This window comes from Planctopirus hydrillae, assembly GCF_001707835.1.
Taxonomy (GTDB): Bacteria; Planctomycetota; Planctomycetia; order Planctomycetales; family Planctomycetaceae; genus Planctopirus; species Planctopirus hydrillae.
The window spans coordinates 177,551-201,099 of record NZ_LYDR01000127.1 but is presented as its reverse complement, the minus strand read 5'-3'; the positions used below and the strand labels follow the sequence as shown (position 1 = coordinate 201,099).

Here is a 23,549-nt window from a genome sequence, read left to right as displayed (position 1 = left end):
GCTTCGACTGTGGTCGCAGGAAATGCACGATCAAGAACCGTTCCTGCCGCCTTGTAATAGCGGTCGATATGCGAAGGCCTCGATCTGAACCTCGACGAATTCGTGGCCCGTATCAACTCGGATCTGGTAGGGAAGGTGGTTAACCTCGCCAGCCGGACGGCACGTTTTGCTCAGACGACAGGCCTTTCGGCTCAATATCCCGACGATGGCGGGTTGTTCGCGGAAGCGGCTGCCGAAGCTGGCAAAATCGCAGAGCTCTATGAAGCCTGTGAATATGCTCAGGCCATGAGGGCCATTATGGTCCTCGCGGAGAAGGCCAATAAGTACGTCGAAGATAACGCTCCCTGGACACTCAAGAAAGATCCTGCGCAGGCAGGGAAGCTTCAGGATGTCTGTACCGTGGCACTCAATCTGTTCCGTCAGTTGGCAATTTATCTGGCTCCCGTGTTGCCTCAGTTGGCCGCACAGACCGGAAGCCTGCTGAATACACCGATGAAATCGTGGGATGAAGCTCAGACTCCTCTGGTCGCTTCGCCTGTTAATCCATTCGAACACCTCATGAAGCGGGTCGATCCCGCACAGGTTCAAGCGATGACCGAAGAAAGCCAATCCGCACCGGCTGCAGCCCCGGCTGCTACTCCTCAAGTCGACAGCTCCTCTGCCGCCGTGACCCCCGCACCGACAACCGCCAATGCCTTTGGTGACACGCTGGAAGCCCTCACAAAGGAGCCACTCACCGAAGCCTATTGCTCGATCGATGACTTCGTGAAAGTCGATCTGCGGGTGGGGCGAGTGCTGACCGCCGATTTTGTGGATGGTTCCGACAAGCTGCTGAAGCTCACACTTTCCCTCGGGGGAGATGTGACGAAAACGATTTTCGCCGGGATCCGTCAGGCCTACGAGCCAGCGACACTGGTCGGCCGAATGGTCGTCTTCTGTGCCAACCTGGCCCCTCGCAAGATGCGTTTTGGCACGAGTGAGGGGATGGTTCTCGCTGCTGGTGAAGGTGGGACTCAAGTTTTCGTCCTGAGCCCGGATAGTGGTGCCAAAGTGGGGCATCGCATTCACTAGAAGTTGTTCATGGATCAGATCTGGCGGAAGCAAAAAACTTTCGTCAGAATCTGGTTTTGCCCCAATCATTCACCGTCTTATACGCATTCCCTGAAATCGCAGCGTTCTGTGTGCCATGTTTGCAGCTTTGGGCCAGCATGCCATGGCAACTTGACAGTGCGCAATTGATGACTGGAAAACGCATAATTTCAGAATACGAGCGCAGCAAGGATGCTGTTCTGGCTGTTGAACATGTACGCCGACGAGATCTCACGCTGGCAGAGCACCTCGCCTGGCGAGACTCGCGTCTATTTAACGGCTCGAACGGCTCTCGCCACGTTTTCTTCGTTCCTGGTGGCAATCTTTTACGGCCCCTTTGCCATCCGCTGGCTGAAGTCGAACTTTCAAGAGCGTATCGACAGTGCCTCCGCGCGATTGAACGAGTTGCATTCGTCAAAAAAGTCGACGCCAACGATGGGGGGGCTTTTTATCGTCGTGGCGATCGTCGTGGCGGCCCTTTTGTGCGGCGATCTCAGCAATCGGTACCTTCAGTTGGCATTGGTAACTGTCGTGCTGTTCGGTGCGATTGGTGCCATTGATGACTGGGTCAAGAACCGTACCTCGCGGCGCGGTCTGACGGCTCGTCAAAAATTCGCTGCCCAATGCATCGCCAGTATGCTGGTGCTGTTTCCACTCTACTGGGGTTTACGAACCGCACCGCAACTTGAGGATTTGCCACTGAATCTGGGGTTGGCAACCATCAGTCTGGGCCCTGCCTTCGTGCTGTGGGGCAGCTTCGTCATGGTCGGCAGTTCCAATGGAGTCAATCTGACGGATGGACTCGATGGACTGGCGGGAGGATGCCTCTTGATCGCCGGGTCGGCCATGGCGGCTCTCTGTTACCTATCGGGGCACAAGACGATGGCTGCTTATCTCGAAATGACCCATGTTGTCGGTGCAGGGGAGTTATGCATTGTCTTTGGAGCTATGACAGGTGCGATCCTGGGTTTTCTCTGGTTCAATTGTCATCCGGCCATGGTCTTTATGGGAGATACTGGCTCACTTCCACTGGGGGCTTTGCTGGCTTTTGGAGCCCTCGTCATTCGGCAGGAACTCCTGCTGATGATGATTGGCGGAATCTTTGTTGTGGAAACGTTGAGTGTGATGGCTCAAGTTGCGTCATTCAAATTGACGGGAAAACGCGTACTCCTCTGCTCGCCACTGCACAACCACTTCGTCTTTCGAGGTGATCCGGAAACTCGGATCGTGGTGAGATTTTGGATTGGAGCGGCTGTGTTGGCATTACTGGCTGTGGCCAGCCTCAAGCTCCGATAAATACTCACGTGCGAAATCGCCCGGGGAACGTCGTTGTTGCGTGAAATGTGGAGCCGAGGGGACAGATGAGCACTGCCATTTCCCCGGAAATCCCGGAACTTAAACCCTCGGTTCCCACCTGCGACGAAAAACTGGCCTCTCAGATCGAGTTTACGAGAACTGTCTTTGTCGCTCTCGCGGGCTTGCTGCTAGGTTTCGGACTCTTTGTAGTCCACAGTGCCAGTGTGACCAGTCGCCCGACTGAAATTGACCAGGTTTATCTTTCCAAGCATCTGACATTCATCGCCCTCGGACTCGTTGCCGCTGGTATCGCGGCAGCGATCCCGGCAAAAATCTGGGTGAGAGCCGCACCCTGGCTGCTTCTGGGAGTGATGATTCTTCTGGTATTGGTCCTGATCCCGGGAATTGGGGTTCGGGTGAAAGGAGCCCGGCGCTGGCTGCGTCTGGCTGGGATGACACTGCAACCTTCCGAACTGGCCAAGATTGCTCTGCCACTTTGGGTTGCCGCGAGAATTTCCCTGCAGAATCCTGCTTTGTCTCGCTGGTCGCTGAGTGAAACCTTGACTGGCTTTCGCGTCCCGCTGCTCCTGCCGCCATTCATTGTCATGGGACTGGTGGCACTGCAGCCCGATCTGGGGACGACCTTGTTTCTCTTTGGCGGAGTCCTGCTCACTTTATTCACCGCCGGTTTACCACTGCGGTATTTCGGATGGGGACTCGTGTCGTTGATTCCTGCCAGCCTCGGAGTTTTTCTGCTGAAGGACTATCAGCTTCGCAGAATTACAGGGTTCCTGGAGACATGGAGTGATTGGCGCGAAGCACCTTACCAGTTGAAACAATCGCTGGTCACTTTAGGAAGTGGCGGCTGGACAGGCGTTGGTTTAGGGATGGGGTATCAGAAGCTCAGCTTTCTGCCAGAAGCGAATACCGATTTTGTTTTCGCCGTGATCGGTGAGGAACTCGGCCTGGTAGGGACGCTTTCTCTGCTCATTTTATGGGGCAGTCTCTTCTATTTCGGTCTGCAACTCATTCGCCAGGCGGGAGGGGTAGAGAGGCCTGAACTCAATGTCGGACGTTTGGCCAGTTTTGTGCTGCTCACTCAACTGGTCGGGCAGGCCCTGTTGAACATTGCTGTGGTGACAGCGATGGTTCCCCCCAAGGGAATTTCTCATCCACTGATCAGTGCGGGAGGGAGTAATCTCATTGTCAGCCTTGTCAGTATGGGAATGATTTTAAGCCTCACCCGACAAAGCAAATCTCCTGAAACCCCTGTCTTACCAGCTTGAGGCCCTTGTCCGACGATCTTGAAGGCCGAGTCGATCAATCAGTCAATCTGCGTTGAGATTATCGGCTGTAACGTTACCATCGGCTGTAAGGTGCTGATGGATAAAATCGATCAATCAGGCCGGTTCTGGCTCCACTTGTGAATCAACTGGAAGAATCGACATCGCCGATACTTCTCGCATGGTGGATAGCCCAGCCATCTCGCACGGATGCGAGAGTCGATGAAACTGCAAGTCGCGGCAAGATGTCGCGACTGCAGCTTTCGCCTCGGGCTCTAGTCCTCTTGTGATTTCGGGGAATGCAATGTCTTTGCGTACTTTGGCCTGTTCTGCGGCGATTCTTCTGGGGTTGATTCCTGCCCTGGCTGATGCACAACTCGTCCCCGGTACTGGGACACTCCTTTCCAATGCCTGTGATGACTTCGAAGACGAAAACTGGAACTTTACTTACAACTTGCCTAAGGCAAGTTCCAACATTGATAAGACCGTTCGTCATCCGGCAGGATTTTCTGCCAATTACAAATGGCACGAGAGCACCTATCGCGGAACTCCCGATTTCGTGAAACGCGTGGAAACTCCCGCTGGCGGTATCCCCGGCAGCAAAGGAGCACTGGCGATTCAGACTTTGAATTCAGGAATTCCCGGTCAGCTCTCAGGCAAGTTCCAGCAGGACGATCTAATCGCTGGTGTCGCTCAGACGATTGGTTATCTGCCAGTCAATCGATCGCCCAGCTTTGTGGTACGCGTTTACATGCCCCCCTTTGAACAGTGGGAAAAGCGAACTGGTTCGCAGTTTGGCTTCCGTACCGATTGTCAGACGACCATTAACAATCCAGCCGCCAGCAGTGGCTTTGGTCGATTGAGACGTAACTCGACACCTGCCAAAAAGCTTGAGAATTACTGGCCGGGCTTTTTTGTGCAGTTCAATCGTAAGGCGGATGGTTATCAGGAAGACCATGCGATTCTGCTGCTTCGCTCGGGCTCACGCGGTGAAGATGTTCCCGGGCCGAAAATCACTCAGCCCGGCTGGTGGACATTGGGGATGTCGTTCACTCCCGATGGACAAGTGCATTACTATGCACATCCTGGCGTTGAAGACCTCAAGGCAAGCGATCATTTGTATTCCAGCTTCCCTTACAGCTATCGCTGTGAGCAGGTAAATACATTCTTCTTCAACATCGTCAACATGGATGATGGCAAGACGTGGTCGACCCGATTTATCGTCGATGACCCCAAAATCTATTCTGTTCGGTAACGAGCCGTACCAATCAGTCTGCCCGGCATTTCTTGATGGCATCACATTTCATGGGCCGATGGAACTTCTTCATTAAGTTCCATCGGCCTTTGTATTTGCCGAAGCGGTGTATCGGCATTCCATGAAACAACAACGCTCTGTGTGCCATGCCCGTGGCTCTGAGCTGATTCTGGCCCACATTTTCATTTACGGCTTGCTGGATTTTGAGGACGAGTTGGAGTTGGATGGTGACGTGCCCGACGGTGATCCAGCCCGGTGGGCCGTCATCCTGACTGTCTGGTTGGAAGTCGAAGACCAGTGCCAAGCGGTCATCCGCATTAATCCCCGGGACTGTGACTCTCCCTCCAACGGCGTCGCCATTCCACTAGGAGCCAGAGAGGCTCTTGACGCGATTGACGCCGCATTCTGAAGGAGAGCTCTGAATGATTGAACTCTGGCTGGATGACGAGCGCGATCCCAAGAACCGGCGGATTCAGGAGTTGTTCAATGCCGATGCGAGCATGGTCTGGGTGAAGACCGTCGATGCGGCTATGGCCCGTTTGCGGCAAGGCCATGTGGGGTTCATTTCGCTGGATCACGATCTGGGAACAACGGCCACAGGCTACGATCTTGCCTGCTGGATCGAACAGCGGGCTTTCCACAATGAACTCCCTCGCCTCGCATGGCGAGTTCACTCAGCCAATACCGTCGGAGCAAGTGCCATTCGCCGCGCCATGGAGAACGCCGACCGGTATTGGACTGATCACGAACGGGCTGCATCAGAGCCGGAGTCGTCTTATTGAGCAGTTAAGATGGCATATTGCATTTTTCGATATCGCATCTCTGGTCAACCATTTCGTTGCTGACTTCATTATGCGAAACTGCATCAAAGCCATAATTGTGGTGGAGCCGGGAAAGCATGTTCTGTGAGAGTATTATTGAATAATAATCTACGTGTATTCGGCATACTCATCCAAAGCTATAAGCATGGCACGGGTGGTTTGGGTTCCGAGTGTATCATTCTGCCTCTAAGAGGCAGTTGATAAGTCTATAAAGCGAATGGTCGTGCGTTTGAAGAAACTCATTCGCTAGAAGCCTCATCTTGCCATGCGTTTTTTGCGGCCTTTAATGAAGCTTTCAATGACGAGGTTTCCCAGATCGCCGGCGTTGCAGTAGGCGGAAATGCCACCCGTGACTTCGGCCATGCGTTGAACGAAGTTGACCAGTTCGAGGTAGAAATAATCTTCAATGAGTGCGAAGCTCGAGATACTGATTCCTTCTGCCGCACAGCGTTTGGCTTCGGCTAAAGTAGCAAGTGCAGTCTGTTCGCTGGGGGGGTAGATCAGCATGAGATCTCTGCCCTCAACATGAGCTGTGGGCTCGCCATCGGTGACAATGAGGATCTGTCGATTCTGGGTCGGCTGCTTATTGAGGATCCTGCGGGCGAACTGCAGCCCTGCATGAATATTCGTGAAGTGTTGTGGCACGAATGCTGGAGCATTATCGAGAGGAATGCGCAGCCGGATGCGCGGGTCGTACATGCTGACTGGTTTGGGGGCCGAGGCAAAGAGTTCTTTGGAACTCAATGGGCTGGCATAGGTATAGAATCCAACGATCTGGAGAAAATCTCCTTGATAGCGGCCATTGATCAGGGCCTGCAAAGCCATGGCGACACGCTTGGCCGACCCGTACTTGCCCATGCGGGTCATGCTGCCGGACATATCGACCAGGAGGACTGTCGCGCAGTTGGTCTGATACTGCTGGTCGTAAAGAACGAGGTCATCTTCCTGGATGTGGATCTGCTGGTCGGCGAGTTTGCCTTCCCGGGCGTGGCGAGACATGGCGGACCGCATCGTTTCGTGCAGATTGAGATTGGAGATGGCGTCTCCGAATTCATAGTTCTTGGATTCATCCTGCAAGACTTCGCCTGGGCCGCGAAAATCGACCTGATGTTTGCCGAAGGAATCTTTGCGCTGGACCTGGAAGAGTTCATCGAGGGCTCGATTCTCGACGCGTTTGAGACCTTTGGGAGTGACGGAGTACCGTCCTTCGCGATCTTTTTCGACGAGTCCCTGGCGGATGAGCATGTCAACGACATCGGGTTGTTGCTCTTCCCAATCGCTCAGGTTGTCGAGGACTTCGTCTCCGTATTGCAACATGTATTCGGAGAGCTGGTCGAAGAGTTCGTCGGCCGATTGAGGGGAAAACGCGTTGTTTTCGTCATAGCGTGAGTATCGAAAATCCATGAGCTTTTCCCACGACCGAACAATTGACCGGCCAACCCCTCAACGATGCTGCAACTCTTGACTGTATTGTAGACGGGTTGAGGCTGCGGGCGTGCATTTCTTTCGGGAGCAAAACTTCGGGGACTTGCTTTACCGAGGTGTGAACGTAATAACAGTGTTTTGGCCAATTGATGTGTGTGGAGTGAGATTTCCACGAACCTCGACTCATTTTCTCAGGTAATACCAATGACATATGTGATTGGCGTAATTTCGGAAATTGGCTTTCTTGTGGCATAATTGCGGTTTGCAGCGGAGGGTTCAGGGAGGTTGTCCTTCGCGTAACCTCCTGAAAAATTTGCAGTTCAGTTGATTTTTGGTGTTGTGACTGAGGCGCAAGTTGGCGACGATGGAAGCAGTGTTTTCCAGAAGTGCTTTTGTGGTCAAGAATCTCTCGGTTTCTTGGCTGCTGTAGATTCTGCGTGTGAGTTGGTGATTGTTGAGCTGAGTCAGTTGTCGAGTTGAGTGAGCTGTTCGGAAATATGCGGGCCATTTGCAGGAAGCTGTGAAGTCGGCCGTTCACCTTAGAGACTTGATTTGGGCGGAAAACTTATGACAAACAATGAATCTCAGGCAAAAGTCGGTTCAAGCTGGCGAAAAGCTGGTGTGCTGGCCTGTGGGCTGTCGCTGGCAGTTTCGGCGTTTTCCGGTTTCGCTCTTTTGGCTCATGGATCCCTGTTGGCTCAGGAAATGGAGGCCAAGCCAGGGATGTCCGATAAGCCGGGCTCGTTGAAGCCTGATTCGTTGAAACCAGGTGTGAAATCGCCAGAGATGAAGGGTGAGATGGAGGCAATGGATGGGCCTTCCATGAAAGCCCCTGAAGCTAAAGTTCCGGGAGCGAAAGCTGCCGGCGGTGGTGATGATCTTCCAGCCCGCGTTAAGCCTGCAACGAACAAGCCCGGTGTGCGAACGGCAGCATCGGATCCCGTTGTGCAATTCATCAATGAAAGTCTTCGCCAGGGGTGGAAGGACAACGATGTTGAGCCTTCTCCTATGGCCGATGATGCCGAATGGATCCGCCGGGTGTACCTCGATATTGTCGGGAGAATTCCTTCGGCTGAAGAGGTGCAGGACTTTATCGCTGATAAGAGCAAGACCAAGCGATCGGAGCTGATTGAAGCTCTGCTGGAAGATCCGGGTTATGTGCGGAATTTTACCACGATCTGGACGAATCTGTGCATTGGCCAGCGAACACCTCGCCGTGTGAGCCGGACTGGGATGCAGAAATTTTTCCGAGAAGGATTTGCCAAGAATCGTCCCTGGAACGAGATGGTTTTCGATCTGGTCTCGGCGGAAGGTCACTTCGAAAAGAATGGAGCAACAAATTTCATTCTGGCCCAGATGCAGGACAACGATGACGGCGTGCAGTTGACCGCGAAGACGACCCGTCTTTTCATGGGGATGCAGGTTCAGTGTACGCAATGCCACAACCATCCATTTAATGAATGGAAGCAGGATCAGTTCTGGCAGTTCAACAGCTTTTTCCGGCAAGTCCGCAAGATGGACCATCAGAAGCTCGACCCTCGTACCGGGCGGCAGGTCGATGATTATTCTGAGGTTCTTTTCCGTGACTTCAGCGGGCCGGTGTTCTTTGAGAAACGCAGCGGATTGATGCAGGTGGCCTACCCGATTTATCTCGGAGCCGAAGTTGATGCCAGCGAAGGGGTTGACCGTCGAACAGAGCTGGCCAAGCTGATGACATCTGGCGAAAGACCTCTTGTGGCAACAGCTTACGTCAACAGGATGTGGGGCCACTTCTTTGGTTATGGGTTTACCCGGCCCGTTGACGATATGGGTCCACACAATCCATCCTCCAATCCTGCACTCTTGGATCGGTTGTCGGATGAGTTTGTCAAAAGTGGCTATGACTCCCGTCAGCTCATTCGCTGGATTGCGAATGCTGAGGCCTACAGCCTGACGAGTCGGGGGATTAAGAAGAATGAACGAGACAACCCAGCCGCTGGCGAAACTCCTTTGTTCAGCCACATTTACGTCAAGCCAATGCGGGCCGAGCAACTCTATGATTCGTTGATTGTCGCGACGAATGCCCATAAGACCGGTCGCGCTGGCTGGGAGCAATCGGAAGAGCAGCGGCAAGAGTGGCTTCAGCAGTTCGTGCAGGCTTTTGGTACGGACGATAACGAAGAATCAAGTGGTTTTGATGGGACGATTCCTCAGGCTCTAATGATGATGAACGGGCCGTTGACACGTGATGCCGTGGCTTTGAAGCCTGGTTCACATTTGGCTGAAGTCCTTGCCGGTAAAGGGAATGAGCGTCAGAAGCTCAACATTCTCTATCTGTCGGTTCTCAGTCGCATGCCGACTGCGGCCGAATGGGCTCGATTCCAGAAATATGCTTCGAGTTCGGGTGGAAACCTGATTCCGGTTTATCAGGATATGTTCTGGGCTTTGCTGAATTCGAACGAATTTATCTTCATTCACTAGAACATTCCGTGGTTTCGGTGCGTTATTCAGTAGAGAAGTCTACAAAGTCTATTGAGTCAGTCAGTCGAGTTCTTCAAACAAGTTCAATTTGTCAAATTGAGAGTCGGAGATCAGTTTATGTCAATTTTCCAGCCTGACGGTATGAGTCGCCGACACTTCGTGCGGCACCTGGCAGCGACAGCTGCAACAATTCCGGCTCTTGAATTCATCTCTCATGTGCGGGCCAACGCAGCAGAGCTGAAGAAGAACCAGAAGTCTTGCATCCTCATGTGGATGAGTGGTGGCCCCCCCACCATTGACATCTGGGATCTTAAGCCTGGTTCCAAGAATGGTGGCGAGTTCAAGCCCATTTCGACCAAGGGCGATCTGCAGATCAGTGAGCATATGCCCAAGACCGCTCAGGTGATGAATCACCTGTCAGTCGTGCGTGCTATGAGCACCCGCGAAGCTGACCATGGTCGTGGCACCTATTTCATGCACACAGGGTACGTTCCCAACCCGACGGTCGTGCATCCATCCTTCGGTTCAGTGGTAAGCTACGAACTGGGAACCAAGCGGAAAGAGCTGGAAATTCCGGCGTTTGTCTCGATTGGTGGCGGTCGTGAAGGAACAGGCCCAGGCTTCCTGGGGATGTCCAACGCTCCCTTCGTGGTGGATTCAAACGGTGGTATTCGCAACGCTGACTTAAATGGCGTGTCAGCCAGTCAGTTGGGTCGCCGCCTGGATATGCTGGGCTCTGTTGAAGAAGGTTTCATCAACTCGCAGCGCGGTGAATCTGGTCAGTCTCACAAGGAGATTTACCAGAAGGCTGTGAATCTGATGACTTCGAAGCAGATGGACGCTTTCAAGGTGGCTCAGGAATCGCCTGAAACTCTGGCTCGCTACAGTCCAACACCGAATGGTAATGCCATGGGTGGTGGAATGGGTGGGATTAGTGGCTTTGGTCGTGGCCTCCTGATGGCCCGTCGACTGGTCGAATCCGGTGTGCCATTTGTGGAAGTCGATTTCGGTGGCTGGGATCTCCACAACGATGTCTTCAATTCGCTGAAGAATCGTATGCTGCCCCAATTGGATGCTGGGATTTCCGCTCTGGTCACCGACCTCAAAGAGCGTGGCATGCTCGATAACACGGTCATTGTGTGGATGGGTGAGTTTGGTCGTACCCCTCGAATCAACCAGAATACCGGTCGCGATCACTGGGCAGCCAGCTGGTCGACAATGATTGGTGGCGGTGGTCTGCGTGGTGGCGTGGCTGTTGGCGAGACCGACAGTGACGGCATTGCAGTCGCCAGTGGCAAGAGCTATCTGCCCGGAGATATCTGGGCCACAGCGGCACATGCTCTGGGGATTCCTCTTGATACCGTGCATACGTCGAAGCGTGGACGCCCGATGAAAATTGCCAACGGTGGAACACCGATTAAGGAATTGATTTCCTAGTAGACTCTGGATGTTGTAGTACTTCAGGTTGAAAGGCCTTGGTTGATGTGAGTTGACATCAGCTCTGTGCTCTTTCGAGTGAGTCAATACATAGTTCAATGGCGGGGAGTGAGGCTTGGCCGAGCTCCCCGTCTGTGTCTCGCCCGACTGTTTTTTGGGGGATGCTACAGATCATCTGGCAGGCGCGAAGCACGACGGAGTCAGTTGCCTAAACGGTTTTTCTTTCTTCGTTGCGCCTCTTTAATTCGTTTGCCTCGCTGCTCTTGCGATCTCTGATATGTCGATGTCATCAGTTCATCCACATCCAGTCCGTGAAAATGCGGCATGAGTACTTCACCGTCTGAGCAATTTGAGCCTCAAGTCAATCCTGGTGAGGGGATTGAGGCTTTGACTTTTCAGAAGGAGAGCGGTTCTGAAGCCGCTTCACAGGCTGAGTTTGTGCAGCTGTTTACCAAATCTCAAAGAAGGTTGTATTTGTATATATTGTCTCAGGTGCCGCATCCGGTTGAGGCTGAAGAAATTCTGCAGGAAGCCAATGTGATCGCTTGGACAAAGTCGTCTCAGTATCGCAGTGGCAGTAATTTTTTTGCCTGGGTCTGCCAGATCGCTCACTTCGAGATTCTTAAGCATCGCAGTCGACAGAAGCGAACGAAACTCAGATTCAGCGATGAGTTTATTGAGCAGGTGGCCAGTGAAGTTGTTGAGCAGGTCGATGAGCTGGAGTCTCGTCGGCTGGCTTTAAAACATTGTCTGGGAAAATTGAGAGATAAAGACCGGGAACTGATTCAGTCCCGCTATGCACCCGGTGAGCGTGGTAAAGATCTGGCCAGCCAGATTGGACGGCCAGCGAATTCTGTCTATCAATCATTGGGAAGAATTCGACGGACACTTATGGAATGTATTCAGCGTCAACTGGCAGTTGAGTTTCATTAATTTCGATCTGTCATTTTACGAATCCCAGGATATGCATCAAAGATGACCTGTAGAGGCTGTGGAATGATCGAGAATTGATCTGATTGAGACCGATCTCGTAGAGAGACAAAGAGGCAAAGAGGCAAAGAGACAGAAAACTGAGAAGTATGTCGACCTGGAATGACGAACTCTGGCAACTGCTCGAAGCATTATGCGAAGATCGCATCAATGCAGATGAGCTACTGCGCCTGGAGCAGATTGTTCTCTCTTCGAAAGAGGCCAAACTCTTTTATATTCGATACATCGACCTGCATGGCTCACTCTATTGGAATGCGGCCTTTGGTGCTCGGCAGGATGAAGTTTCACCAGTTGCTGATGAAGACTCGGTTTCTGATAAAGACCCAGTTGCTGATAAAGACTTCGCGCGAGCTGCAGTTCCCGATACTGAAGTTGATCGAGACTCGGAGTTCAAGGAGAGCCCGGCTGAATTGACATGGGAGCAGTTCTCGTCATTGATGGTTGAGAGCATTCCAGAAAATGAACCTCTGGTGTCATTATCGACCGATCAGGAAGTTGCTCTACCGGAGACGAAAGAGGCTCTCGGGCCTGAGGGTTATCTCTGGCAGGAACTCCCATCGAGGTTAACGGCTGTTAAAGCGTTGGCAACGGCATCTCAGTTGTCTCCCGCCGGGAAATCGACTCACGGTTCGACCTCCTGGCTGAGTGGGATGTCAGGAAAGTCCAAGTCTCGACGCAGTCGACGCCTGAATAAATGGTTGAAATCAACGGGCTCGGCATATGCGGGTATTGCCGCTGTGCTATTGGTGTGTTTGTCGATCGCTTCGTGGCAGCAGATTCGTGGACATAGTGGCCAATTTCTGGCAAGTTTGTGGAAGCCCGCTGCGAATCTTGATTCGCCTCTGGCTAATCATGCGGATCTGTCAGCATCGGTTCCAGCCGGTTCGCTAACAAAGGTTGATACTACGGCGCCTCCTGCTGCCGAGATCAATGGGCCGCTCAATCGTTCTGAATCCGAAACGACGGCTCGAACGAACGGTCGAACGCCAGTGGCATTGCCACTTTCAGTACTCGATAACCCTCAGGGAATTTCGCAAACCAGTCCGACAGAAGAACGGATTGCTCAGCGTGCTCAGGCTCTTAAAGAGCAGCAGGCAATGGCTGAAGAGGCTGCACGAATTAAGTCGCTGTCGGAATCTGTCAGTGCGTTTGTAAAATCGCCCTCTAAACCGTCGATTGCTTTGACCTATCCTCAAGGTCGTTTATCCAGTGCCCAAGTCGTCTCTCAAGTGAACGACTATCTGACGAAGACCTGGAAAGAGGAGAACCTCACGCCCGCTCCATTGGCGAGCGAAGCTGAATGGCATCGCCGAGTCTATCTGGATCTTGTCGGCCATATTCCCACATCAGCAGAGACCGAGGCCTATCTGTCGGATCGTTCTCCCGGACGTCGAGAGCGGCTGGTGGACCGATTGCTGGACGATCCCGGATTTGCCCGACATCTGGCGACGACCTGGACAAATCTTCTCGTCGGTCGGCATGGACTGGAGACAGCCGATCGTCAGGCTTTACATGAATACCTGCGTGTCAGCTTTGCCGGACATCGCCCATGGAACCGCATCGTCGAGGAACTTGTGTCTGCCAGTGGACGTTCCCACGAAAATGGGGCGACGAATTTCCTGCTGGCCAACTTGAATCAAGACGCGTCGGCAGCCACGACCAGAACCGCTCGACTGTTTCTCGGGCAGAGCCTCGACTGCGTGCAGTGCCACCAGCATCCCTTTGACGATGCTCGTCAGGCGAAATTCTGGGAATTGAACAGCTTTTTCCGTCAGGCCAGCAGTCGTCCCGTTCTCGTGCTCGATCAGCAGACGGGAAAACGGGTGCAGGTTGCTCACGAGTTATATGATCTGCCTGTCGCTGGCCCGGTTTATTTTGAAACAACGAATCAGACATCGGTCGCTGCTTTTCCCCGCTGGGCAGGGCAAGAGGTTGATGATTCTGCCACAACTCGCCGGCGGGTGGAGTTAGGGCGTATTCTGGCTGAAGATCACGATCATCAATTGGCACGTGCTTTCGTGAATCGCCAGTGGAGCCAGTTCTTCGGTCGAGGATTTACGACTCCAGTCGATGATATGGGGGTTCACCAGCCGCCAGTTCATCCTGAGTTACTTGAGTTGCTGACGCGCAGTTTCGTTCAGGAGAACTACAGCATTCGGGAACTCGTGCGTTGCCTGGTGAACTCGAGGCCTTACCAACTGGCCTCGATCGTGGATTTTGATTCTGCTCCGAAGTCCCTGCCGAATGCCACGGGAAGCGAGTCAGTGATCCGGGAGGATTACACGTCTTTTGAATTCATGCGTGCCAGGCCACTTTCCCCCGAGCAGATCTTTGATTCTTTTCTGATCATGAAAAGTCCTGTTCCTGGGCAGCAGCAGTTCTGGATGGAAGCTATTGAAAAACGTCAGGAATGGATCGCACCTTTTATTCAACAACTTCCCACTGAAGAGAATATCGAGACGAGTCTGTATGCTTCGCCATTACAGGAAGTCCTCACGCTGATGAATGGCGATCTAACTCAAGATCTGCTTACTGCCGCATCAGGGACGCTTCTTGCGGAAACTTTGAAGCGATATCCCAGAGATGTCGATCGCGCGAATGCTCTGACGATGGCCATTGTATCCCGCAAAGCGACTGAAACAGAATTGACCTTACTTCGAGCGGCTTTGTCGAAGGTCGCGGGTCAAGTCAAAAATGGCGAGAATGCCGAAATGCTGACCCTTGATCTCTGGCGTGATTTTGCCTGGGCTCTGCTGAATTCGTCTGAGTTTCGCATGAATCACTAGGCTCCTATCTGCCACATCCTCGCATGCAACTTATGACATCACTCTCCAAAGTCCGCGGTCTGTTCGTCACCGGAACTGACACTGATGTGGGCAAGACCTATGTCTCCTGCAGGATCATTGAGGCCCTGCTGAGTTCGGGACATAACGTGGGGGCTTACAAACCCGCCTGCTCTGGTGCGATGGTCACCAGTCAGGGGAGTTTCTCATTACCCCAGTGGCATGATGTCCATAAGTTGTGGAATGCCACTGGCCAGCGGTTTCCGAAATCACAAGTTTGTCCACAATGTTTTTTAGAGCCATTGGCACCTCCTTTAGCTGCTGCCCGGGAAGGTCGCACAGTTTCGGCTGAGCAACTGCGTTCTGGTGTCGACTGGTGGCTGGATCGAGTCGATCTGCTGCTTGTCGAAGGAGCGGGAGGAATCTTTGCCCCGATCTCTGAGCAGGATGTTGTCCTGGATCTGGCTGTCGATATCGGCTTTCCTATGCTGATTGTCGCACGCCCGGGCCTCGGAACCATTAATCATACACTGCTGACAATTGCCGCCATTCGGCAACGGGGGTTACCAATTGCTGGCGTCGTCATGACTTCGGCATTGCCGTTTGCACAGCAATCGGTCATGGAGAACATCAAGGAAATCACAGACCGCTCCGGAGTACCCGTTCTCGCTGTGATCGCACCTGATCAACCCTGGCCCGCCACGATCGATCCTGCAGCCTGCTTTTCTCACTCACCAAACCTGAGGCATCAGGAACTTGAACTCGGCCAGTGAAGATTATCGATTTAATAGAGCCGAGTTTTTCCACGGTTGACTGTATTTCATGGCCGATTGGTATCGGCCCAGAATTGCGCTGGTGTACGCAGGGGAGTTTGACCAAACTGCGTATCCAGCTCTTTCAAAGAGGGCATCTGGCGAATCACTTCCAGACCTGATTGAATCTTTTCCGGTGTGAAGATCAACCGATCGAGTTTCAGACTGGCTAAAGGTGTCAGATCTTCGACGGCAGTCTCTCCGATATGCAGACGCTTCAGAGAGGTGCTTTTTGCGAGTGGTGAAAGATCTTTGACTGGTGTTTTATGCAGTGTCAGGCTCACCAGAGGCAGCCCTGCCAGAGGTGCGATCTCGGAGACTTGTGTCTCATTGAGCCAGAGCATCTCCAAGGGGGACTTGGCGAGCGGAGTGATGTCCTTGACCTGCGTTCCCAGCAGGTTCAATTCTTTCAAAGGGAGACCTTCCAGCGGTTTGATATCGACCAGTGGAGCATAAGTGACCCACAAAGTGCTGATGGAAGAATTCGCCAGGGGAGACAGATCCTTCACCTGACATTCCTCCAGATAAAGGGCCTTGAGAGGCAACTCTTTCAGTGGTGATAAATCCTGAATCAGGCTGTTCCGAATCCCTAAAGCCTCGAGTTTTGTGGAAGCCAGCGGTGACAGATCCACCAGATCGGCATTCTCGAATTCGGCTCGTACAATTGTCCCGTTTTCTTCTTCGGCACGCATGTTCTCCAGGCGCAGAAACGGATTTCGAGCCTTGAGCTCCCGCTGAAACTTCTGCAAAGGATCTTCGGGTTGCTCGGGTGCCAAAGGGGCCATCGCCACATCCTGTGAGGGAGGATCGGGCATGGTTTCATGATCGGCTGTGGTTGTCGAACTGCCGCAACCGGGCTGGAGGATCACCAGGAACTGCAAAGTTAAAGCGAGCCAGGCGAGTCGAGCCGTTGTTAAAGTCCTTGAATTTGAAGTGATTTCCACCATGCCGATTCGTTATCCCAGTTGTGGCCTTCATGTCGCACTTCGACAGAGAGCGGTCGTTTGTCTTGAGTATAAGGTGTGAGGTCGATGTTCAACTCGACCCACTGATCTTTGCCAGAGATGATCCGCTCTTCAATCGAGCGTCCTTGAACCAGAATCACGAGTTTGAAATCGCGATCATTTTCGGCTCGAACCTTGCCTGTCAATGTGACGGGGCGGTCTCCAGTTCGAGTGATATAGGCGAACATACGGAACGGACGATTGGCTTCCGGGGGATGTGACCGGATGACGTCACTTTCGCCTGCGTATTGCTTCGCCCAATGAAGTCCGCCTTGAGAACTCGAGGCCACAAACTGGGGAGCCACCAGCTTGAGCAGGCGGCTGTAGTCCTCGCCTTGAGTGACAATTTCCTGAATCCCTTCCGGGAGTCTGGGAGGCTCTTTGGATTCCTGAAGCTTTTGCCGGATGCGAGTGACATCATCGGGAGTCCGGGCCAGAGTGATGGAATCGAAATACGCAGCAGTTTCACCCGTCGTGGCAAATCCGAATCCTGTCAGGGAGAGACTGCCAAAATCACTGAAGAGATCTCGCGAGACCCATTGCCAGTTCCGAGGCAAAGACCAGTCGACTCGCAGTGGTGCTCCGGCAGATTGCTTGGCATCACCGGCATCGTAGGTGTATCCATGTCGCATGCCGCGATCTTCCAGTGGTTTTCCACCAGTTCGAGCGACAGCCGGTCGGCCGCGTAGACGATCTAACGCCGCTTCGGCGATTTCATTCCCGAGGCGACCTTCATGGGCAAGCATGAGTCGGATGGTTTCGCGGGATTTTTTGTCGTCGTCGATTTTTCTCCAGGCAAACGTAATAAATCGGAATTCACCCAGTTTGGGATGCTCGCGTATGGGAATTTCCTGGTTGTAAAGAGTTGGTCCACTGCGATCAGTGGGACGTATCTCCAGGCTGACCTGTCCTGAATAGGGAAGATCGGGACTGATTCGGGCCGTTCCTTCTCCTGATGTCAACAGCGATGCGAACTCCGCTTGTTCGTCAAAGACGGGAAGAATTCCCGGTTGGTGAGGAGTCAGAGCGACTCCACGAAAGTCAAATTCAGCCGCCTTGTCGTCAGTGAACAGCACGACTTCACATGAAGCTGTCTGGCCTGCCAGGGCGGGTATCGGGAACATGACAGGCTGTGGGTCAATGGCCCCTTCACGCTTGGGCAAGGTCGCCAGGCCAACCCCTTCTCCGTTCAAGCGAACTGCACAATAGATGGGGGCCTGTGTCTCAGCTTCTCGGGCTGCATGAATGACAATCCATCGATCGGTCGATTTGAGCTGAAGCCGCCGTGTGAGGAGCAGGGCCTCACCACCGAGCCGGGCCAGACTGCGAAAGCGAGGTTCTTTTGTACTCCAATTCTCGAGTTGATTTCGCACAGTCACGGTAGCTGTTACCCGGCCCGTTTGATTCCATCCCGTCAGATTCCATCCCGACCAGCCGGAGATCAGTTGGTAGGACGCTGCCGAAGTCATTTCACCAGCCGCCGTGGCATTCAGCCTCAGTTGGGGCTCCATCCAGTTCGTGAAGTCTCGCAGATCGAGAGGATCGGCTCCGGGTGAGGAAGAGTTGGCCTGCATGTCAGTTCCCAGAACTAACTGGCGGGGAACACCGGCTGATGTGGGTATCGAAATCCAATCGGTCGAGATGGCAGACTCAGCACCCGACTTTTCCCCACTTTCAAACAACGTGGAGACGACTTCACCCGCATGCACACGAATTGTTGCGCTGGCACAGCCTCGCTTCTGCGCTGCAGGGTCGAATCCCCATGAGGTGCGAATGCTTTCGACGAAATCGGGAATCTGAAAAGTGATCTGACTGGTGCCGAAGACTCCCCACCCATTCTGGCTGTGATTGTCACCTGCCGTTAGACGCGTTCCATTGACACTGCTGTTCCAACTTGGTGGCCAGCTTTTGCCAAAGGCTGGTGAGTAGACAATCTCTGAAGGGTAAAACCAGCTCAAGGGTGGTTCAGTCACAATCCACGTCTGCCAACTGAGAATCTGCGGAAATCGCATCCATAAGGGATCCAGCGCCCATGCCGGTTGGATCAACTGATACCAGTCAGCTTGTCGATTGCGGTCGCCATAATGGCGTCCCTGTAAGCGCTGTGTCGATGTGGTTAACAGACTGCCATCCGTCGTCTCCAGACGAATCCAGCGTCCTTTACCATTGGGCGTTAATGCCGCTGCGGTTTCAAAAAACCTCTGCCATTCGTCATCCAGAGGAAGATGAATCTCCGCCAGGTCTGACAAGGGAATTTCTTTGAGACCGGTTGCCGCCAGCAGATTGACCGTCGAGTTGCTCCAGCGGCATGTACGAAAACTGATGCGGCCGCCATTTCTCAACCAGACGGTTCCGGGCTGGTAAGTTTCTCCCGCCATGGCCTCCCACACGATTCGCCGTACGTGACTGGCTTGAACGCGGATGGTCTGCTGGTGCCGAGCCTCAGGGGGATAAGCTGGTGCCAGTGGACGCACCAGAAAATAGGCGGGCATCGTTTCGAAGGGATCTTCCAGCCCGTTCGACCAGCCGAGGACTTCGCCAGCCAGTCGATCACCTCCCGACAGTTCGACGCGAATGCCTCGACGAGCCGAGGGAGGGACTGGCGATCGCCATAAACTGACGACAGGGTTGGAAGGCTCGAAGAGTCGTAGATCTCCCAGCCTTGGTTCAGCCGCTGGATCATTCCAGTCCCGGAGTTGAGCAGGTCGCGAGGTACTGCCATCGCTCCAGCGAGCCGTAAACTCGGCTTCTGCCGCCCACAATGAGGCTGCATGACTCCAGATCAGAATGCATAAAGTCAGCGGGAAAAGTCGTAGATCGAAACTCATGCGTCGTTAGCTCAGCGTATCGAAGCGGTCGTTTTCTGTTCAATGATTGATGAGGTGGAATCGTCAATCATTCGGCAGGCCATCGAGGGATGCAAGTCTGATGAAATCCTTGATTTCACTGACTTTGATCGTCCTCAGTAATGGCCGGCAGTGCCAGTCAGAAATCGCTGGTTCGCAGAAATCGAAGAAGTTCTGTGGCAAACCGGGCATTCAGAAAAATCATTGACCTGCAGCAACTGGCCTGGAATAGCACCGTGCATGCTCTTGGGAAAGCACACAGGTGAAGCATTGTGAGGTTCACAATATCTGCCGGGATCAACTCGAATCTTGCTACCGATAGAGTTGAGAGCGCCAGGAAACAGACGCAGCCGATTCCGATCGCGAGCGTGGCGTGCTGTCACTCGCCAGAAGTGAAACTTCCTCGTGGGAACGGGGTGGCAAGTGAGCCAGTCGCGGGCGGAACATGACGATCAGCATCACGGGGAGATACCACAGGATGTAGACCCCTCCCTCATGGGGATACCAGAATTGCGTGGCGACAATAATCGCAGCCGAGTGGGCCATCAGATGTTCGAGATTTTTCCGCAAGGGCCAGAATGTGATCACTGTCAGCATGATCATGAATGCTGCGAAGACAGGGATACGATAGGCCTGGTCATACTGACTCCAGAATCCTTTGCCAGTTCCTGAATCAAATTTCAGGACAGACCAGTCAATTGAACCGACAATCTGCCGGGTGAGAGAATGCGAATCGGCCGCAGTCATCATCAGGCAAAGTAACATCACGCAGGCTACTGCACCCAGGGCAATCGAGAATCTCCCGGCTCCGCGCTTCCAGTAAAAGGCAATCCAGACCGGCAGCAGAAAGATCGCAAAGAAGAGTGAACCACAGGCCAGCCCCAGGAGAACTCCTGCGACACTAGGAGTTTTGTAGCTGGCAAAGGCCCAGACAATGAGAGCTGCCGGGAGCAGATGAGTGACTTTATTGACGTCGAAAGCAGTCACAGGCAGAAGCAGATAGAGCGTGGCCATGGCCAGGCCGAGGCGGGTATCGGAGAAGTGCCAGCGACCGACAGCGATGAGTCCCAGACATGTCGCCAGATGTGCCAGAATGGCCAGGACTCGAGTGGTCCAGATTGTGACGCCACCGGTCATCTGCACAATCGGAGTGGCAAGGAGCATGCTGGCAGGTCCTGATTCGACAGGTTTATCCTCACGATCCTGTTCAGCAAGCTCTGTTTTTGCTGCCTGGGCCTGACTGTCGGACTCCGACAAGTTCTCTGGCGTTGTGCGAGTGCCTGGCTTGATATTGGATGTCGAAATCTGATGGGAAGAATGGCCAGGAGATAAATCGTTATTTAATGAAGCGAGGCTCGTGGAACCTGCCGTGCCCGTGCCATCCTGCCGCTTTAACAGGCCATCAGCGCGATGGGCAGTTTCAATCACCGCTGCGTGAGGCTCTAACGTCATCACCTTGGTGGCTTGAAAGGCAAGTGCCGACACACACAGGAATGCCATGCCGGAGACGTTCAGATTCTGTTCAAGACGCGGACGGCGTGTGAAGAACCCATCCGCTAGAAGCCTCACTAACAGAATTCCCGTCACCAGAAAGAGCCAGGCGTAACCAAAGGCGACCGTCGCTTCCGAATATCTGGCCAGAAGCAGGCCAGGTGCCAACAAAAGCAGCAGTGCGAGATCAAAATTTCTCAACGACCAGATGCGGTCGAATTTGAAGAAGACAGCAATGATCAACAGCAGCGACAGGTAAAACCATGTCGGCTCATTGACATCGTAGCCACGGAGAATCGCTTCCATCCCAGCTCTCCTCGAGGGCAATTGTGCCCGCGTGTGAGATAAGGGTTGCCCACGGAGAATTCAGCACAGTCCTTTCCTGTATCGATCAACGCTGGAAATCGCTCTGCAGCACCACTCGATCAGCGACACTGACAGATTCGTTTTCTTCGCGTCATCGCGACAGGATTACTGAAATCAGCAAAGGCGACAGCCATCATTGGCTGTATTCCGAACCCACTCGAAATGAATGAGGGTCAAGCTCCCCAGCCAACCTCATTCACACCGAACCCCTAGTAGAATACGGTTCTCGGAAAGAACCGCAACACCAGACTGATGAATTTGCGACGCTATTTTCATGCCAAATCGCTTAGAATGTGTAGAATTGACAAATCTTGGGGTTGATAGGCATCGAATTGACAGGCGAGCTGAGTACATCCTGAATTGGGCGCAGTGTAGACTCGCCATCTGTCTTGATTGAGCGAAGTCGGCCCGAGGATTTACCGCATGCTGCCACCAACCCACCGCATGGTGTTGAAATTTCCCCAGAGGTGGATTGAAGTCCTTGCTCGACTTGGGAATTGGGAAAAGTCCAGCCACGGCTATCTCTTGCCACCGGCTGCCTGGCTGGCGGTCCATCCCGCGACAGCCTTGGATTGTTCAGCGATTTCTACGGCAGAGATCCCCACGGGAAGTTCTGCGAACTGGTCACAAGGAACAGTTCTGTTGCAATCGTGGATGGCAGCTTTGATCAAGGCGAATAGCCATCAAACTCCAGGCCAGCCAGAGATGACGCAGCCCATGGTGGAAGTCCAGGGAGTCGAATGTGATGACTGGGCGTTGTCGGCAATCTGTCCGGCGGAATACTGGCCTGCGTTAACCCATGAAATGCAGCAGAAAGAACATCCTCTCCGGGCTCAAGATCGATCTGCCTTGAGGCAATCAATTCGAGATTTCCTGAGGATTGCAGTGCCGCCCGAGTCCCCTCAAGTTCAGCGAGTGGCGCTGTGTGCCGGGTGGCTGGAAGTTTTGGGGTTGAGTGAAGAAAGTCACCAGGAAAGCCAGAGTATCGAAGGCTTGGGGAAACCTCCTCATGGCGACTACTGGCATGCGATTCATCACCGCCGGGAACCCGACCCGGGCAATGCCAGTTACTGGTTCCGCCGCATTTCGAAGCACCCGCTCCTGCAGGAGCTTGAACGGTTACTTTCCGTGGCCAATTCAGCATTTCCAAGAAAGAGTTCTCACACGCCGGCCGGTTCCTGGAATCAGGCGACTCTCCTGCACCGCTGGGAAGAGTTTGCCGTGGACGATTTGCCAGAACAGCGCTATGGCCGGTTGCTTCAATGGCTGGAAATGTCGGTCCTGATCGCAGCCAATGCGACCTCAACGCAGGTTCCGTGACGAACAGCCTTTTCCTGAGAACTCCTCTCGATTAAGAAGTTTTCGATGCTCAAGACATCAGAGGGCCAGCGAAGCTTCGGGGGCAAGTCATTCGAAAACGAAACAGCTCCCGGACTATTGTTTTCCAATCCGGGAGCTGTCATCTCTGGCAGGCGACGGGTCTCTTAAAGCCCACCGTATTTGTATCGTTAGACGATTCAGAGAGTGCTTGAGGGCGAACGACTATTCATCGTCGTCCTCTTCCTCCTCCTCCTCTTCGTCGTCTTCTTCGTCATCTTCAAGTTCGAGTTCTTCTTCGTCTTCGAGTTCCAGTTCTTCCAGAGCAGCGGCCTGTTCCGGATCATCGGAAATCGCCAGTGCGCCTGAAGCCACCGGAGCACCATCCCCAATCAGTTCCTTCACTGGCTGGATGAAATAGAGCTTTTTGGACTTCTGGCGAAGTGCTTCCAGACGTTCTTCAGCCTCAGCGTACTGATCGTAAGGGAAGCGGGCCTCTTCCTTCATGCTGCCATTAAAGACCACCCACAATAATCGCTTGCGGGCCTGGACTTTTTCCTTGACCTTCCGCACCCGAGGAGTAGCGGCTGCCTTTTTGGTCGCTCGCTTCTTAGGTGCTGCGGTTTCGTCTACCCCTCGTGCTTCGGCGGCTTCCGCCATCCGACGCTGATCCAAACGACGCCCGGCCATTGAGTATCACTCCCGAGTTTTCAAAACGATGAAGCCACACGAATCACTCGAAGAGTCATCGCGCAGCCAAGAATCACAGATCGTAATGATTTCCTCCGTTTGAATCCATCGTGACAGACAATGTTCCCTGTTTGTGTACATAAGATCACACCTGAGGATTCTTCACTCTGGGGAGTCTAGGTGG

The 23,549-nt window shown here is 53.3% G+C and carries 17 protein-coding genes; 12 read left to right on the top strand and 5 right to left on the bottom strand.

Annotation, left to right across the window (positions count from 1 at the left end):
- Positions 1 to 102: 102 nt before the first annotated feature.
- From metG to A6X21_RS15865, 6 genes are all read left to right on the top strand, one after another.
- Positions 103 to 1,071, top strand: a complete 969-nt coding sequence (metG, locus tag A6X21_RS15890) for a methionine--tRNA ligase subunit beta (RefSeq protein WP_240490290.1) — start codon at positions 103 to 105, stop codon at positions 1,069 to 1,071.
- Between the two features lie 210 nt (positions 1,072 to 1,281).
- Positions 1,282 to 2,385 carry a phospho-N-acetylmuramoyl-pentapeptide-transferase gene (mraY, locus tag A6X21_RS15885; RefSeq protein WP_083233653.1) on the top strand — a complete coding sequence of 368 codons (1,104 nt, stop codon included), beginning with the start codon at positions 1,282 to 1,284 and terminating at the stop codon, positions 2,383 to 2,385.
- 65 nt (positions 2,386 to 2,450) lie between these two features.
- Positions 2,451 to 3,671 carry an FtsW/RodA/SpoVE family cell cycle protein gene (locus A6X21_RS15880; RefSeq protein WP_068849565.1) on the top strand — a complete coding sequence of 407 codons (1,221 nt, stop codon included), beginning with the start codon at positions 2,451 to 2,453 and terminating at the stop codon, positions 3,669 to 3,671.
- Positions 3,672 to 3,972: 301 nt separating this feature from the next.
- Complete coding sequence (locus A6X21_RS15875; RefSeq protein WP_068849562.1) at positions 3,973 to 4,923, top strand: hypothetical protein; 951 nt, start codon at positions 3,973 to 3,975, stop codon at positions 4,921 to 4,923.
- A gap of 121 nt (positions 4,924 to 5,044) precedes the next feature.
- Positions 5,045 to 5,332 carry a hypothetical protein gene (locus A6X21_RS15870; protein WP_131818377.1) on the top strand — a complete coding sequence of 96 codons (288 nt, stop codon included), beginning with the start codon at positions 5,045 to 5,047 and terminating at the stop codon, positions 5,330 to 5,332.
- Positions 5,333 to 5,345: 13 nt separating this feature from the next.
- Positions 5,346 to 5,705, top strand: a complete 360-nt coding sequence (locus tag A6X21_RS15865; RefSeq protein WP_068849558.1) for a cyclic-phosphate processing receiver domain-containing protein — start codon at positions 5,346 to 5,348, stop codon at positions 5,703 to 5,705.
- Between the two features lie 294 nt (positions 5,706 to 5,999).
- Here A6X21_RS15865 and A6X21_RS15860 read toward each other — a convergent pair whose 3' ends face one another.
- Entirely contained in the window at positions 6,000 to 7,148 is a 1,149-nt protein-coding gene (locus A6X21_RS15860) for a VWA domain-containing protein (protein WP_068849556.1), read from the bottom strand.
- 588 nt (positions 7,149 to 7,736) lie between these two features.
- Between A6X21_RS15860 and A6X21_RS15855 the strand changes: the two genes are divergently transcribed.
- The 5 genes from A6X21_RS15855 (at position 7,737) to bioD (ending at position 15,612) form a co-directional block, all read left to right on the top strand.
- The gene (locus A6X21_RS15855; RefSeq protein WP_068849553.1) at positions 7,737 to 9,629 is read left to right on the top strand and encodes a DUF1549 and DUF1553 domain-containing protein; all 1,893 of its coding nucleotides are present in this window, start codon (positions 7,737 to 7,739) and stop codon (positions 9,627 to 9,629) included.
- Positions 9,630 to 9,746: 117 nt separating this feature from the next.
- A complete protein-coding gene (locus A6X21_RS15850; protein ID WP_068849551.1) occupies positions 9,747 to 11,066 on the top strand; it encodes a DUF1501 domain-containing protein in 1,320 nt (439 codons plus the stop codon).
- 324 nt (positions 11,067 to 11,390) lie between these two features.
- Positions 11,391 to 11,999, top strand: a complete 609-nt coding sequence (locus tag A6X21_RS15845; protein ID WP_083233652.1) for a sigma-70 family RNA polymerase sigma factor — start codon at positions 11,391 to 11,393, stop codon at positions 11,997 to 11,999.
- Between the two features lie 146 nt (positions 12,000 to 12,145).
- Positions 12,146 to 14,842, top strand: a complete 2,697-nt coding sequence (locus tag A6X21_RS15840; RefSeq protein WP_068849549.1) for a DUF1549 domain-containing protein — start codon at positions 12,146 to 12,148, stop codon at positions 14,840 to 14,842.
- A gap of 23 nt (positions 14,843 to 14,865) precedes the next feature.
- Complete coding sequence (gene bioD, locus A6X21_RS15835) at positions 14,866 to 15,612, top strand: dethiobiotin synthase (protein ID WP_068849547.1); 747 nt, start codon at positions 14,866 to 14,868, stop codon at positions 15,610 to 15,612.
- A gap of 47 nt (positions 15,613 to 15,659) precedes the next feature.
- Here the strand turns inward: bioD and A6X21_RS15830 are convergent, their stop codons facing one another.
- The 3 genes from A6X21_RS15830 to A6X21_RS15820 all read right to left on the bottom strand — a co-directional run bounded on the left by A6X21_RS15830 (position 15,660) and on the right by A6X21_RS15820 (position 21,298).
- A complete protein-coding gene (locus A6X21_RS15830; RefSeq protein WP_068849545.1) occupies positions 15,660 to 16,598 on the bottom strand; it encodes a leucine-rich repeat domain-containing protein in 939 nt (312 codons plus the stop codon).
- A complete protein-coding gene (locus tag A6X21_RS15825) occupies positions 16,565 to 19,483 on the bottom strand; it encodes a hypothetical protein (protein WP_068849543.1) in 2,919 nt (972 codons plus the stop codon). Before A6X21_RS15825 ends, A6X21_RS15830 begins: the two co-directional genes overlap by 34 nt.
- Before the next feature lie 330 nt (positions 19,484 to 19,813).
- Positions 19,814 to 21,298 (bottom strand): glycosyltransferase family protein, encoded by a 1,485-nt coding sequence (locus tag A6X21_RS15820; protein WP_068849541.1) that lies wholly within the window; start codon positions 21,296 to 21,298, stop codon positions 19,814 to 19,816.
- A gap of 483 nt (positions 21,299 to 21,781) precedes the next feature.
- Between A6X21_RS15820 and A6X21_RS15815 the strand changes: the two genes are divergently transcribed.
- Complete coding sequence (locus A6X21_RS15815) at positions 21,782 to 22,678, top strand: hypothetical protein (protein ID WP_068849539.1); 897 nt, start codon at positions 21,782 to 21,784, stop codon at positions 22,676 to 22,678.
- 222 nt (positions 22,679 to 22,900) lie between these two features.
- Here A6X21_RS15815 and A6X21_RS25050 read toward each other — a convergent pair whose 3' ends face one another.
- Entirely contained in the window at positions 22,901 to 23,365 is a 465-nt protein-coding gene (locus tag A6X21_RS25050) for a hypothetical protein (RefSeq protein WP_068849537.1), read from the bottom strand.
- Positions 23,366 to 23,549 lie beyond the last annotated feature (184 nt).

Excerpts from the sequence above, each read along its gene's own strand:
- A6X21_RS15870 (WP_131818377.1), top strand. The coding sequence starts at position 5,045 with ATGAAACAACAACGCTCTGTGTGCCATGCCCGTGGCTCTGAGCTGATT.
- A6X21_RS15845 (WP_083233652.1), top strand. The coding sequence starts at position 11,391 with ATGAGTACTTCACCGTCTGAGCAATTTGAGCCTCAAGTCAATCCTGGT.
- A6X21_RS25050 (WP_068849537.1), bottom strand. The coding sequence starts at position 23,365 with ATGGCCGGGCGTCGTTTGGATCAGCGTCGGATGGCGGAAGCCGCCGAA.
- mraY (WP_083233653.1), top strand. The coding sequence starts at position 1,282 with ATGCTGTTCTGGCTGTTGAACATGTACGCCGACGAGATCTCACGCTGG.
- A6X21_RS15860 (WP_068849556.1), bottom strand. The coding sequence starts at position 7,148 with ATGGATTTTCGATACTCACGCTATGACGAAAACAACGCGTTTTCCCCT.
- A6X21_RS15850 (WP_068849551.1), top strand. The coding sequence starts at position 9,747 with ATGTCAATTTTCCAGCCTGACGGTATGAGTCGCCGACACTTCGTGCGG.
- A6X21_RS15880 (WP_068849565.1), top strand. The coding sequence starts at position 2,451 with ATGAGCACTGCCATTTCCCCGGAAATCCCGGAACTTAAACCCTCGGTT.
- A6X21_RS15815 (WP_068849539.1), top strand. The coding sequence starts at position 21,782 with ATGCTGCCACCAACCCACCGCATGGTGTTGAAATTTCCCCAGAGGTGG.
- A6X21_RS15875 (WP_068849562.1), top strand. The coding sequence starts at position 3,973 with ATGTCTTTGCGTACTTTGGCCTGTTCTGCGGCGATTCTTCTGGGGTTG.
- A6X21_RS15820 (WP_068849541.1), bottom strand. The coding sequence starts at position 21,298 with ATGGAAGCGATTCTCCGTGGCTACGATGTCAATGAGCCGACATGGTTT.
- A6X21_RS15830 (WP_068849545.1), bottom strand. The coding sequence starts at position 16,598 with ATGGTGGAAATCACTTCAAATTCAAGGACTTTAACAACGGCTCGACTC.
- A6X21_RS15865 (WP_068849558.1), top strand. The coding sequence starts at position 5,346 with ATGATTGAACTCTGGCTGGATGACGAGCGCGATCCCAAGAACCGGCGG.
- A6X21_RS15825 (WP_068849543.1), bottom strand. The coding sequence starts at position 19,483 with ATGAGTTTCGATCTACGACTTTTCCCGCTGACTTTATGCATTCTGATC.
- A6X21_RS15855 (WP_068849553.1), top strand. The coding sequence starts at position 7,737 with ATGACAAACAATGAATCTCAGGCAAAAGTCGGTTCAAGCTGGCGAAAA.
- A6X21_RS15840 (WP_068849549.1), top strand. The coding sequence starts at position 12,146 with ATGTCGACCTGGAATGACGAACTCTGGCAACTGCTCGAAGCATTATGC.
- bioD (WP_068849547.1), top strand. The coding sequence starts at position 14,866 with ATGCAACTTATGACATCACTCTCCAAAGTCCGCGGTCTGTTCGTCACC.